The following is a 12,004-nucleotide window of genomic DNA, read 5'->3' on the forward strand; positions in this document are numbered from 1 at the left end:
ACCATGTTCCGCATGATGAACGCAATAACCTTGTTCGGTATCTCGAACTGAATTCGGAGAATTACCGTTGGTGTATCTGCTCGCGCATCCGCCCCGGTTCGAGCATTGTCGCCGTGCCGAGTGACACCCGCGCCCGAACATTCGGGCGCACGTGTCACTCGGGAGCGCGGAGGAGTGAGGAAGTGTCCGGGGAAGTCGCCGGGGGATGCCCCACCCGCGGCGCGACGACCAGCGGCGCGACCACCAGCGGCGCGACCACCAACGGCGCCACGACCAGCGCCAGCCGGGGCATCCGATCGTCGTCGGTCAGAGCGATCCCCGCGGCCATCTTCGCCACATTCGCGGCCGGATGCAGGTCATCGGTATCCCGGAACGGCACGTCAAGTGCCGCCGCGAGCGCGACCCCGACCGTCGTCTTGCCCGAGCCGGAGACGTCCACGAGGCGGGGCTTCATGGCTGCAAAGTTACCAGTCGTGAACCGAGCCATCAGCAAGCGGATTATTAGGAGGCAGTCCCAGATCGTGTTGAAGATTTCGCCGATTGCAAGCGGGATCGCCGCGTGCTGCCCACCGTCTCGCGGCGGACATTCCGATCGAGACCTTCCGACTCGGGTAGCTCAGCCACACGCACTAGCCTTGAGAACGGTACTTTTAGAAAGAAACGCGGCAGGGAGTAAACATGGTCGAGGCACGGGCAACTGAAGCACAGGCAAACATCGGGGTCGTCGGGCTCGCTGTGATGGGGTCGAACCTCGCCCGAAACCTCGCGAGCCGCGCGGGCAACACCGTCGCCGTATTCAACCGCAGCCACGAGAAGACCGACACTCTGCTCTCGGAGCACCCCGAAGCCCACTTCGTCGGCACCACGACCTACGCCGAATTCGCCGCTTCGCTCACGAAGCCGCGAGCCGCCCTCATCATGGTGCAAGCGGGTGCGGGAACGGATGCCGTGATCGACGAGCTCGTGAAGGTCTTCGAACCCGGCGACATCATCGTCGACGGCGGCAACTCACTCTTCACCGACACCATCCGTCGCGAGAAGGCCGTACGCGAGACCGGCATCAACTTCGTGGGGGCCGGCATCTCCGGCGGCGAAGAGGGCGCTCTTCGCGGCCCGTCGATCATGCCCGGCGGATCCGACGAGTCATGGGTGACCCTCGGCCCGATCCTCGAGTCGATCGCCGCGGTCGTGGACGGCGAACCCTGCGTCACCCACGTCGGCCACGACGGCGCTGGACACTTTGTGAAAATGATTCACAATGGCATCGAATACGCCGACATGCAGCTCATCGGCGAGGCCTACGACCTGATCCGTCGTGGCACCGGCAAGAGCCCAACAGAAATCGCGGATATCTTCGCCGAGTGGAACACGGGAGAACTCGAGAGCTACCTGATCGAGATCACCGCCGAGGTCCTTCGCCAGGTTGATACTTCGACGGGCAAGCCCCTCGTCGACATGATCCTCGACCAGGCCGGATCGAAGGGCACCGGAGTCTGGACCGTGCAGACCGCGCTCGACCTCGGCATCCCCGTCTCGGGCATCGCGGAGGCCGTGTTCGCGCGTTCCGTGTCGTCGAAGCCCGCCCAGCGCGCGGCGGCCGCGGCGCTTCCCGGACCGACCGCATCCCCGGTCGAAGACGTCGACGGCTTCATCGAGGGCGTGCGCCAGGCGCTCTACGCGTCGAAGGTGATCGCGTACAGCCAGGGCTTCGACGCGATCGTGGCGGGAGCCGAGCAGTACGACTGGGACATCAAAAAGGGTGAGATCGCCAAGATCTGGCGTGGCGGCTGCATCATCCGCGCCCGTTTCCTCAACCGCATCACCGAGGCCTACGCCGAGGACCCTTCGCTGGTTTCCCTCGTGACCGCGCCATTCTTCACCGATGTGGTTGCGAAGGCGCAGGACTCGTGGCGCAACGTGGTAGCGGACGCCGCGCACGCGGGCATCCCCGCGCCGGTGTTCGCGTCATCGCTCGCCTACTACGACAGCCTCCGTGCCGACCGTCTTCCGGCCGCCCTCACGCAGGGCCAACGCGACTTCTTCGGCGCGCATACCTACAAGCGCATCGACAAGGAAGGCGTCTTCCACACCCTGTGGAGCGGCGACCGCACCGAGATAGAGACCGAGGGCTCTGGCCACTAGGCAACCGGAACCATAACTGCGCACCATCCCCGGCCCGCAATCAGCCGGGACCGTGACAAGATCGAAGCGCCATGACCTACAACGACGAGCCCGAACTGGCCGGCTACGTGCCGACCGAGGGAGCTCCACGCCGTCGCCGTATGCGGGTGGTTCTGCGCCTTGTGGTAATCGTCGGCATCGCGTGCCTTGTGCTGCCGGGGGTGCTGACAACGATGTCGGTCGCGGCGGCGACCGCGCAGGAAGCCTGTAACGCCTGGGTCGCCTATGAAGCCCCGGAGGCGACTGCGGCATCGGCGCGATTCGAGCTCTTCGCCGCCGCCGGCCCGGGCTGGGAGTGCTACACGGTGGGAGCTTTTGGAGGCGACAGGCACGTCGCCTCGCTCGGCCTCATCCCTATTTCCCCGACGCTGTCCCCGGTGCCAAAGTCAGGAAAAAACGCCTAATCCTCGGTATCTCCCGCTCGCGTGAGCTCCCGAAGCACACTCATCGACAGTTCGGCCTGATGGCCAGGAACCAGCAGGTGGTCGTGGTGGAATCCCGCGAGTACATTGCTGCTGATCCCCGCTTCGGCCAGGGCGGTCGCGATCGTCGCCGTCAGGCCAACCGTCGCCAGTGATGAATGCGCCGTGAGCGTGATCCAGCGGGAGACGAAATCATAGGGAAGGAACTCGGAATCTGCGTCCTGGCGACGCAGCACTACCGTCGTGCCCTCCAGCTCGACTATCGTCGCCAATCCGTTCAATTGCGCCGCCCGATCCGGCGCGACCGAAACGAACACGAACTCGCCCGCGTGGAGTCGGGGCTCAAGGGAACGGAGGATGGTGGGAACATGGGTGGTGCCCCACGACGACGCCCTGTGTGAACCAGCCATGGAAAGAGGCTAACCCGCCACGATGGCGCGCGGGACCACGACCCGGCTCAGACCGGTGACAGCTACTGTGCAAGCAGCTGGTCACGCACTTGCCGTCGGATGACTTTGCCGATGAGTGACTTCGGCAATTCATCGACGGCCACCACGTGCTTGGGAACCTTATAGGCGGCGAGGCTCGGGCGCAGATAATCGCGCAAACCCTGCTCGTCGAGCACCGCACCGGGCGCGAGAACGACCGCGGCCACCACCTCTTCGCCACTGTGGTCGCTCGGCAGGCCGACGACCGCGACATCCGCCACGGACGGATGCGACCGAAGGGCGTCTTCGACCTCACTCGGTGCCACGTTGAAACCACCGGTGATGATGAGCTCCTTGATGCGGTCGACGATTCTCACGAAACCGTCCGCGTCGATGGTAACGATGTCGCCGGTGCGAAACCAGGGACCGCCGTCGTCGCCGTCGGCCGCCGGCACGAAGACCTCCGCCGTCTCCTCGGCCTTCTTCCAATAGCCGGAGAACACCTGCGGGCCGCGCACGATCAGCTCGCCCTCGTCTCCGGTGGCGCGATCGACCGTCGGATTCTCGGGGTCGACGACCCGCGCCTCGGTGTTGGGCAGGGGTAATCCGACGGTGCCAGCCCGGCGGCTCGGGCCCACCGGATTGGCCATCAGAACGGGACTCGTCTCGGAGAGCCCGTAGCCCTCCACCAGATAGCCACCGGAGCGTTTCTCCCACGGTTCGACGATGGATGCCGACAGCGGCATGGCCCCCGAAATCGCGATCTCGATGCCCCTCAGAGACACTCCCGCCTCATCGGCGGCAGCGGTGAGTCGCTCATAAATCGGCGGCACCGCTGGAAGGAAAGTGGCCGGATGCTTCCTCACGACCTTGAGCACCAGGTCGGGGTCGAATTTGGGAAAGAGCACCAGCCGCGATCCCATGCTCATCGCGAAGGTCAGACAGAGGGTGAGCCCGTAGGCGTGGAACATCGGCAGCACGGCGTAGACCACCGAGGTTCCGCGAGCCACCGAGGGTACCCAGGACCTGGCCTGGGCGGCATTGGTGGCGAGGTTGAGGTGGGTGAGGGTGGCGCCCCTTGGCGAGCCGGTCGTGCCGCTGGTGTACTGGATGAGTGCGACATCCGCCGGCGTCGGCCGGAAGATGTGCCCATCGACCGTCGGGTGATCGAGGAGCGTGCGCCAGGGAACCGTGCCTCGCACCGCTGTCGTCAGCGCGGCGCGAGACTCTCGCGCCTTCGCGATCGGCAGCCGCAGCAAAGCGCGAGTGCCGAACGGCATCGCCCGGGTGATGTCGATGGACACGATCGATTGGACCGCGACATCCGCCGGAAAGCGCTGCACCGTCTCGACGACGTTGTTCCAGACAATTGCGACCTTCGCCCCGTGATCTTCAAACTGGTGCCGGAGTTCACGCGGTGTATACAGCGGATTGTGTTCGACGACGATCGCCCCGAGGCGCAGAACTGCATAGAACGCGACGACATGCTGTGGGCAATTCGGTAGCACCAGGGCGACGGTATCGCCCTTCTGCACACCGAGTAGTCGCAAGCCCTCGGCGGCGCGCAGTACCTGTTCCCCCAGCTCGGCGTAGGTGGTGGTCGCCCCGAAGAACTCGAGCGCGATGTTGTCGCCATATTCGCTCACGGATGCCTCGAGGAGATCGAACAACGACCCGGTCGGTAATTCAATCTCGGTCGGCACGCCCTCGGCGTAACTGGAAAGCCACGGCCGCGGTGTCGTGATCGTCATGCCTCCACTCTACGAGAGCAGAGCGACACGGTTCGGTCGGTCAGTCCTCAGGCCGCACCGTCGAACATCGAGGTGACCGATCCATCGTTGAACACCTCGTGGATCGCGCTGGCGATGAGCGGGGCGATCGGCAGAACGGTGAGAGTCGGAAAGCGCTTCTCTGCGGGGATCGGCAGGGTATCGGTAACGACGACCGAGTCGATGAAATCGCTCTGCAGAATCTCGCTCGCCGGGTGGGAGAACACGGCGTGGGTTGCCGCGACCACCACGTTGGTGGCACCTGCCGCCTTGAGCGCTTCGGCGGCCTTCACGATCGTGCCACCGGTGTCGATCATGTCGTCCACGATCAGGCAGGTGCGACCGTGAACCTCGCCGACAATCTCGTGCACTGTCACCTTGTTGGGCACCAGCGGATCGCGACGCTTGTGGATGATGGCAAGCGGGGCCCCGAGCTTGTCGCTCCAGATATCGGCGACCCGCACTCGCCCCATGTCGGGCGACACAACGGTGAGCGTGGACGGGTCGAGGCGTTCCTTGAAGTATTTGAGCAGAACCGGCATGGCGAAGAGGTGATCAACCGGGCCATCGAAGAAGCCCTGGATCTGCGCGGCGTGCAGGTCGACACTCATGATGCGGTCGGCGCCGGCGGCCTTGAACAGATCGGCGACGAGGCGAGCCGAGATCGGTTCGCGACCACGCCCCTTCTTGTCTTGCCGCGCATAGGGATAGAACGGAGCGACCACGGTGATCCGCTTCGCAGAGGCCCGCTTGAGCGCGTCCACCATGATGAGCTGCTCCATGAGCCACTCGTTGATCGGATAGGTGTGCGACTGGATGACGAACGCGTCACAGCCTCGGACGCTCTCGTCGTACCGGGCGTAAATTTCGCCGTTGGCGAAAGTGCGGGCATCGGTGTGCACGAGGTCAGAACCGAGCTCCTCGGCGACGTCGATCGCCAGCTGGGGATGAGCACGTCCGGTGACAATGACCAGTCGCTTTTTTCCGGTTGCGGTGATCTCGGCCACGTGTCCTGCTCTCTCTCGGTTGGGTGATCGTGGTTCGGTGATCGAACGTGTCGAAACCTAGTCGGACGCGACCTGATCGGACGATTCATCGGCTTTCGCGGCCGCTTCCGCTGCGGCGGTTCCGACCCGATTCTTCTCCACCCAACCCATCACATTGCGCTGCGGTGCCACGGTCATCGCGAGGGCTCCGGCTGGTACATCCTTGCGCACGATCGTTCCCGCTCCCGTCTTGGCTCCGTCCCCGATTCTAACCGGGGCGACGAAGACGTTATGCGAGCCGGAATGCACCTGCGACCCGATCTCGGTGCGGTGTTTAACAATGTCGTCGTAGTTGGCCGTGATCGCACCCGCACCGAGGTTCGTGCCCTCGCCGATAGTGGTGTCACCGATGTAACTCAGGTGCGGCACCTTCGATCCGCGGCCGATCGTCGAGTTCTTCGTCTCGACGAAGGTGCCGATCTTGCCGTTTTCCCCCAGGTAGGTGCCGGGGCGAAGATAGGCGAAGGGACCGACGGTGGCGTTCGCGCCGATAACGGCGAGGGTGGCATCCGCCCGTTTCACGATCGCGTTCTCGCCGACCTCGCAGTCGAGAAGTGTCGTGTCCGGGCCGATGATTGCGCCGCGTTCGATCGCGGTCGCCCCCTTCAGCTGCGTGCCAGGCAAAATCTCCACGTCTTCGCCGATGCTCGTCGCCAGGTCGATCCAGGTGGTCGCCGGATCCTGGATTGTCACACCGCTCAACTGCCACCCCCGCACAATACGGGCATTGAGTTCGGCGGCGGCAGCGGCGAGTTGGGCACGGTCGTTGATGCCGGCGACGAGCCAGTGATCCGTGACCGGAACCGCCTCAATTCGACCTCCAATGGCGCGGATGCCAGCCGCGGCATCCGTCAGGTACTTCTCGTTCTGCGCGTTGTCTGTGCCGATCTTCACGAGAGCCTCCCTCAACGAGGCGGCATCGAAGACGTAGACGCCCGCATTGACCTCGTTGATCTCGCGCTGCTCTTCGGTGGCGTCTTTCTGCTCCACGATCGCCTGGAAGGACCCGTCAGGGGCACGCAGGATTCGGCCAGCGCCGGTCGGGTCGACGAAGTAGGCGCTCAGCAGAGTGAGGGCGTTACCGGCGAGTGCGTGGGTCTGGATGAGCGCGTGCACGGTGGCCGCGTCGAGTAACGGCACGTCTGCGCTCAGCACGACGACCGAGCCGGTGAAGTCGGAGGGCAGCCCGGCGAGGCCGAGTTCTACCGCACGGCCGGTGCCCGGCGCCTCATCCTGGTCGACGATGATCGCCTGCGGAACGTGCTCGGCGATTACTGCAGCGACGGCGTCTCGCTCATGCCGCACTACAGCCACGATGTGGGCCGCACCCAGTTTCTCGGCCGTGGCGAGCACGTGCGAAACCATCGGGATCCCCGCGATCGAGTGGAGCACCTTTGGCTTCGCTGACTTCATGCGAGTGCCCTCACCCGCGGCGAGGATGATGATCGCGATGTCGGACATGGTGGCTCCTTTGCTCTGGTCGCCGAGTGGCGCGCTCTCGCGTGCGAATCGCCGGTGGTCATGCAGCGCACTCTCGCGCACACCCCGACCGCTCCGCCTCCAGGATTCGAACCTGGACCGAACAGCTCCAAAGGCTGTCGTGCTGCCGTTACACTAAGGCGGAATTCTCGGCCGACCCGTAAAACGGTCGACCGCGACAATTCTGCCAGATGCGCTCCGCCGCTGGAGCCGCACGCGTGGGCGGGACCTCCTGGGGTCGCCGGCGGCCTGCCTGCGCTCCCCCTGCCTGCGCTCCCCCTGCCTGCGCTCCCCCTGCCGGCGGCCCGAAACGCAGGAGATGCACCACGAGGAGGGGCGTTTCGCGGCGAATGACGGCGTTTCGTGGCGAATCTCCTGCGTTTTGGGGAGGGGCCGACAGCGCGAAGCATCCGCGAGACGCGCCTCACCTGACGGTGGCGCTGTCGCAAATGCAGGAAACCCTGTGACAGGAGTCGACTCGGAGGCATCATCCGCCTCAGGAGTAACGCCGCATCCTGCATTTCGAACGACGACCGCGATAATGGACGGATGCCTGCACACGACGAAGTCGACCGTATCGTCGGCGCATGGGTGCGCGAGCGTCCCGACCTCGACTTCGCGCCGCTGCAGGTTCTCTCGCGGGTCGGCCGGCTCGCCAGGCACCTCGACCGGGCCCGTCGCACCGCCTTCACCGCATCGGGTCTCGAGTCCTGGGAGTTCGACGTGCTCTCCGCCCTGCGCCGGGCGGGTTCGCCTTACCAGCTGAGTCCGAAGGCACTGCTTCAGCAGACCCTCGTCTCAAGCGGCACGATGACCAACCGCATCGACCGGCTGGTGACACGCGCACTCGTGGAGCGCCGAACCGACCCACGCGATGGGCGAGGCATCCTCGTGACTATGACAGTTGATGGCCGTCAGCATGTTGACACCGCGATCAGCACCCTGCTGGTTTCCGAGAATGAACTCCTCGACGGGCTCTCTGTCGGCGACCAGGAGCGGTTGGCCGCGCTGCTTCGCAAGCTCAGCCTCGACTTCGACTAGGGCGCGCACTAGGAGTGATACGAGTTGGCCACTTTCGCCACGTCATCCACGTAACTCTCCGAGTGATTGTAGGAAAGCACAGCCCGCCGCCAGCCGTCAACCGTCGACAGGTCTCCCGCGTGGCAGAGGTACCGAGCCGCGGCCAGGGCTGCGTCATCCATCTGGTTCGGATCGGCCTGGCCATCACCATTGCCGTCCGCGCCCCAGATGCGCCAGGTCTGCGGAATGAACTGGAACGGACCCACGGCGTGATCCCAGACCGTGTCGCCGTCCCACACGCCCCCATCCGAATCATGGATGCCCGCAAACGCGCCGCCGTCGAGTTTCGGTCCGATGATCGGCACGCTCGAGTACCCATTTTCGCTCAGGACCGCCCCGCCGTGCCGCCCGTCGTCGGACTCGATGTGGCCGATGGCCGCGAGGGTATTCCAACCGAGGTGGCAGCCGGGCGATTGCTCCGCAAGCGCGGATGCCGCACCCGCGTACGCTGCGAGTGCCGTGCGCGGGATACCGGCGCGCGACGACACGGTGTCAAGCCAGGCCGGGTCGATTCGAGCGCTGATCGAAACGGGTCGAGCGATGACGGGGGCCTGCACTGTCGGCTCGGGAAGCGCCGCCGGCTCCGGAATGACTTCCACCCGGGCATAGTTCGTTGCCTCCGGTCGCGTGTTGGCGAAGGACGCCCACACTGCGGCACCCCAGCCCACAAGCGCCAGCAGAGCAACGCACTGCAGAACCACGAGGGCTGCTCGCCAGTGTGCCACCCTCGCTATCCAAACCGGCCGTTGACGTAGTCGAAGGTGCGGGAGTCGGTTGGGCTGCCGAACATCACCTCGGTGTCGCCGTGCTCGACGATCCCGCCCGGCGTCCCCTGGGAGGCGAGGAAGAAGGCGCAGTTGTCTGAGACCCGCTGCGCCTGCTGCATGTTGTGCGTAACAATGACGATGGTCACCTCGCGAGCGAGTTCGAGCATGGTCTCTTCAATCACCCGGGTGGAAGTGGGGTCGAGGGCCGAGCAGGGTTCATCCATCAGAAGCACCTTCGGACGCACGGCGAGCGATCGCGCGATGCAGAGTCTCTGCTGCTGGCCTCCGGAGAGGCCGCCGCCGGGCTGGCGCAGTCGGTCGCGCACCTCTTTCCACAGGCCGGCCTTGATGAGGCACTCCTCCACAAGGACGTCCTTCGAGTCTCGTCCGGCACGGATGCCGGTGAGCTTGAGGCCAGCCACTACATTGTCGTAGATCGACATCGCCGGGAAGGGGTTCGGCTTCTGGAACACCATGCCGATGTCTCGGCGAGCGTCGGTCAGACGACGTGTTGCCGCGTAGATATCTTCGCCGTCGAGCAGCACCTCCCCCGCGAGCGATGCGGATGGGATCATCTCGTGCATGCGGTTGAGGATGCGGAGGAAGGTGGACTTGCCGCAGCCGGATGGCCCGATGAGTGCGGTGATTTTGCCCGCCTCCATGGTGAGCGAGACCCGATCGAGCACCTTGTGGTCGCCGAACCACGCCGAGATGGACCGGGCCTCGAGCATGGTGAGTTCGTTGCCCGGAGCTGGCGTGGCAGCCTCGGCGCGCATCCGCTTGGCTTCGGCGTCGAGTCGAGTGTCGAGTGTCTCGTCGTGGCTTGGCGACACGAACTCCGGCCCGGTTAACAGTGGAGCTGGCTCAATCGGGGCGGGAGCGATGAAGGACCCCGCTGGAAGTAACAGGGTCGCCGGATCGTGGCTCGTGGTGGGGGACATCTGATTCTCCATCGTGCTCACAGCGCTCCGAGGCGGGCCGGGGTCATCGGCTCTTCCTTGATGCGGATATCCCCAGCGGCTTCGGCGGCCAACAGGTCCTTTTTCTGGCGTGCGTCGCTCGCGCACGCCCTCTTCAATTCATTCATGTCATCCTCGGGTCGGGCTAAAGCAGGTTCGGGAGATTCGTTATTGCGGCACCGGCGGTGGCGCCACCGAGGGCCAGCAACACTGGCAGGGAAATGATCCATGTTTGCCACATGCCCCATCGCGAGCGCACCCACCGCAAGGCAACGACGGCGATGGTCAGCCAAGTGAGCCAAAACAGGGTTACGAACCAACCGGATTCGTCCGACGCCATTGCCAGCTCGCTGGGGTCGAGCACTTCTTTGGTGAACGACGGGGTGGGCGCGGTGAACACCTTGCTGGTCAGGGACGCGTCGATGTGAAGGGCCCCGGATGGTGCGAGCGGGATGCCGTCCGCGGTCACCAGCTCGAGGCGACCCTTGCCAGCCTTCAGCGCCTCGGGCTGCAGGTCTCCCTCTCGACGGATGCCGAAGACCGTGAACTCGCTCGTACCCTGGCCCGTCGTGAACATGATCCGGTCGCCGGGTACGACACTGCTGAGACCGCCGAATGGACCGCCGTAGGTGGCCTGGCGGCCCATCACGATGCTCGTGCCCATCTGTCCCGGCAATACCGTGTCGCGACGGTGCCCCGGTCCGGCCGTGAGGTCGCCCGGCCGGGTGCCCTGCACAACGACCTCGTTGATACCGAGACGGGCGACGGTCATCAGGCCGATAGGAGTGCCATTGGCCACCAGCTTGCTGTTCACGTCGAGCTGGCCGAGGGGCGCAGTCGCGAGCGCCAGGTCGGTGCGAAGCTGCTGGTACAGCACGTATTGGGCTCGTGCGTGCTGTAATCCGCCGACGACGGTCACGTGCGCGACGAATCCGAGTAGCAGGGTCGAGACCAGCAGCCAGACCACGCCCACCCACCAGCGGATCTCGCGAGTGGTTGGTGCCGGACGCTGCGGCCGAGGATTGCGAGGAGGGGTTCGCAGCCAGATTGGCAGGCCCTTGGAGGGGGGCCGCCCACTACCCGACCTTCCGGGGGCGATCACGGGAGCTCCGGTTAGCGGCGGGGGTTGGCGATCAATAGTGGAAGTCATGACACGAATCCCGTCGCTGGCGTGGACGGGGCAAACCAGCCCGCGATGGAGCGCCTGAAGTACAGGACGAGCGCGAGAAGTCCGAGGAGAACCGCGCCGACCACGATTCCAATCCACCAGCGATAGGGCAGATTCCCGGCGAAGCCGACCGAGACGACGGTGATCGGTGCGTTGCGCACATAGTGCGAGCTGACTCCGGTCGCCTCGACGGTGTGGGCTCCGGGGCGGGTGTCCGCGGGGATGCGGAACCGGGCCGTGATGTGACCAGACGCGTCCGCGGTGAAGGTGCCAAGGTCCACCGCCCGAGGAAAGAGTACGAAATGCACCCGCTCAGCGGCGGTGTAACTGTCACCGGTGGCGAGAATCCACTGGTTGGGGGCGACCGAGGTACGGTCGAGGGTCAAACGGGGAGCTTCCTGCACGGACCCGTCGGAGGAACTGTTCGTGCTCTGCGGCGCGGTGGTGGTCGCGGGCGGGCCTGCCACCGAGCCCGATGTCGCTGTGGAAACACCGCCCTTTGTACCGGTACCGCTCAGAGAACCTCCTGAGCCCCCGGGCGTTGCGGAGCCCCCGGAACCTCCGGACCCGTCCGAACCCCCGGTCGAATCGGGAGGCGTCGACGCCGTGGGGCAGGCGCTGGGTGCTGGGGTGGCATTCTCCTCTGGAATTACGAGGGTCACGCTCGATTCATTCCCCGTCGTCGTCGAAGTCGAACTGGGGCAC

General features: G+C 65.2%; 13 protein-coding genes and 1 tRNA gene. 3 read left to right on the top strand and 11 right to left on the bottom strand.

Features of this window, described 5'->3' with window-relative positions; genetic code table 11:
• Positions 1 to 154: 154 nt before the first annotated feature.
• Positions 155 to 454, bottom strand: coding sequence for a shikimate kinase (locus tag RCH11_RS05710; RefSeq protein WP_327056029.1), 300 nt, complete (start codon positions 452 to 454; stop codon positions 155 to 157).
• 224 nt (positions 455 to 678) lie between these two features.
• On the opposite strand from RCH11_RS05710, the gene gndA reads away from it, so the two are divergent.
• Both gndA and RCH11_RS05720 read left to right on the top strand, forming a co-directional pair.
• Positions 679 to 2,142, top strand: a complete 1,464-nt coding sequence (gene gndA, locus RCH11_RS05715) for an NADP-dependent phosphogluconate dehydrogenase (protein ID WP_327056030.1) — start codon at positions 679 to 681, stop codon at positions 2,140 to 2,142.
• A gap of 71 nt (positions 2,143 to 2,213) precedes the next feature.
• Positions 2,214 to 2,585: a hypothetical protein gene (locus RCH11_RS05720; protein ID WP_327056031.1), complete on the top strand. Its 372-nt coding sequence runs from the start codon at positions 2,214 to 2,216 to the stop codon at positions 2,583 to 2,585.
• On the opposite strand, the gene RCH11_RS05725 is transcribed toward RCH11_RS05720, so the two are convergent.
• The 5 genes from RCH11_RS05725 to RCH11_RS05745 all read right to left on the bottom strand — a co-directional run bounded on the left by RCH11_RS05725 (position 2,582) and on the right by RCH11_RS05745 (position 7,470).
• Positions 2,582 to 3,013, bottom strand: coding sequence for an ACT domain-containing protein (locus tag RCH11_RS05725; protein WP_327056032.1), 432 nt, complete (start codon positions 3,011 to 3,013; stop codon positions 2,582 to 2,584). The two genes, RCH11_RS05720 and RCH11_RS05725, sit on opposite strands and share 4 nt — an antisense overlap.
• 62 nt (positions 3,014 to 3,075) lie before the next feature.
• Positions 3,076 to 4,782, bottom strand: a complete 1,707-nt coding sequence (locus RCH11_RS05730; protein ID WP_327056033.1) for a long-chain-fatty-acid--CoA ligase — start codon at positions 4,780 to 4,782, stop codon at positions 3,076 to 3,078.
• A 47-nt stretch (positions 4,783 to 4,829) separates the two neighbouring features.
• Positions 4,830 to 5,807, bottom strand: coding sequence for a ribose-phosphate diphosphokinase (locus RCH11_RS05735; protein ID WP_327056034.1), 978 nt, complete (start codon positions 5,805 to 5,807; stop codon positions 4,830 to 4,832).
• A 57-nt stretch (positions 5,808 to 5,864) separates the two neighbouring features.
• Positions 5,865 to 7,307, bottom strand: a complete 1,443-nt coding sequence (gene glmU, locus RCH11_RS05740) for a bifunctional UDP-N-acetylglucosamine diphosphorylase/glucosamine-1-phosphate N-acetyltransferase GlmU (protein WP_327056035.1) — start codon at positions 7,305 to 7,307, stop codon at positions 5,865 to 5,867.
• A gap of 91 nt (positions 7,308 to 7,398) precedes the next feature.
• Positions 7,399 to 7,470: transfer RNA gene (locus RCH11_RS05745), tRNA-Gln, on the bottom strand.
• Between the two features lie 404 nt (positions 7,471 to 7,874).
• Between RCH11_RS05745 and RCH11_RS05750 the strand changes: the two genes are divergently transcribed.
• A complete protein-coding gene (locus RCH11_RS05750; protein ID WP_327056036.1) occupies positions 7,875 to 8,366 on the top strand; it encodes a MarR family winged helix-turn-helix transcriptional regulator in 492 nt (163 codons plus the stop codon).
• Between the two features lie 8 nt (positions 8,367 to 8,374).
• On the opposite strand, the gene RCH11_RS05755 is transcribed toward RCH11_RS05750, so the two are convergent.
• The 5 genes from RCH11_RS05755 to RCH11_RS05775 all read right to left on the bottom strand — a co-directional run bounded on the left by RCH11_RS05755 (position 8,375) and on the right by RCH11_RS05775 (position 11,961).
• On the bottom strand, positions 8,375 to 9,130 hold the full coding sequence (locus RCH11_RS05755) for a lytic transglycosylase domain-containing protein (RefSeq protein WP_327056037.1): 756 nt from the start codon (positions 9,128 to 9,130) through the stop codon (positions 8,375 to 8,377).
• Positions 9,131 to 9,135: 5 nt separating this feature from the next.
• Complete coding sequence (locus tag RCH11_RS05760; RefSeq protein WP_327056199.1) at positions 9,136 to 9,903, bottom strand: phosphate ABC transporter ATP-binding protein; 768 nt, start codon at positions 9,901 to 9,903, stop codon at positions 9,136 to 9,138.
• A gap of 227 nt (positions 9,904 to 10,130) precedes the next feature.
• Positions 10,131 to 10,259, bottom strand: a complete 129-nt coding sequence (locus tag RCH11_RS05765; RefSeq protein WP_327056038.1) for a hypothetical protein — start codon at positions 10,257 to 10,259, stop codon at positions 10,131 to 10,133.
• A 17-nt stretch (positions 10,260 to 10,276) separates the two neighbouring features.
• A complete protein-coding gene (locus RCH11_RS05770) occupies positions 10,277 to 11,281 on the bottom strand; it encodes a sortase (protein ID WP_327056039.1) in 1,005 nt (334 codons plus the stop codon).
• Positions 11,278 to 11,961, bottom strand: coding sequence for a hypothetical protein (locus tag RCH11_RS05775; RefSeq protein WP_327056040.1), 684 nt, complete (start codon positions 11,959 to 11,961; stop codon positions 11,278 to 11,280). The genes RCH11_RS05770 and RCH11_RS05775 overlap by 4 nt, the downstream gene beginning before the upstream one ends.
• Positions 11,962 to 12,004: the final 43 nt, after the last annotated feature.

The organism is Glaciihabitans sp. GrIS 2.15 (assembly GCF_035984695.1).
Taxonomy (GTDB): domain Bacteria; phylum Actinomycetota; class Actinomycetes; order Actinomycetales; family Microbacteriaceae; genus Lacisediminihabitans.

Coding starts and splice junctions, on each gene's coding strand:
- RCH11_RS05710 (WP_327056029.1), bottom strand. CDS start 454: ATGAAGCCCCGCCTCGTGGACGTCTCCGGCTCGGGCAAGACGACGGTC.
- gndA (WP_327056030.1), top strand. CDS start 679: ATGGTCGAGGCACGGGCAACTGAAGCACAGGCAAACATCGGGGTCGTC.
- RCH11_RS05720 (WP_327056031.1), top strand. CDS start 2,214: ATGACCTACAACGACGAGCCCGAACTGGCCGGCTACGTGCCGACCGAG.
- RCH11_RS05725 (WP_327056032.1), bottom strand. CDS start 3,013: ATGGCTGGTTCACACAGGGCGTCGTCGTGGGGCACCACCCATGTTCCC.
- RCH11_RS05730 (WP_327056033.1), bottom strand. CDS start 4,782: ATGACGATCACGACACCGCGGCCGTGGCTTTCCAGTTACGCCGAGGGC.
- glmU (WP_327056035.1), bottom strand. CDS start 7,307: ATGTCCGACATCGCGATCATCATCCTCGCCGCGGGTGAGGGCACTCGC.
- RCH11_RS05750 (WP_327056036.1), top strand. CDS start 7,875: ATGCCTGCACACGACGAAGTCGACCGTATCGTCGGCGCATGGGTGCGC.
- RCH11_RS05760 (WP_327056199.1), bottom strand. CDS start 9,903: ATGCTCGAGGCCCGGTCCATCTCGGCGTGGTTCGGCGACCACAAGGTG.
- RCH11_RS05765 (WP_327056038.1), bottom strand. CDS start 10,259: ATGAATGAATTGAAGAGGGCGTGCGCGAGCGACGCACGCCAGAAAAAG.
- RCH11_RS05770 (WP_327056039.1), bottom strand. CDS start 11,281: ATGACTTCCACTATTGATCGCCAACCCCCGCCGCTAACCGGAGCTCCC.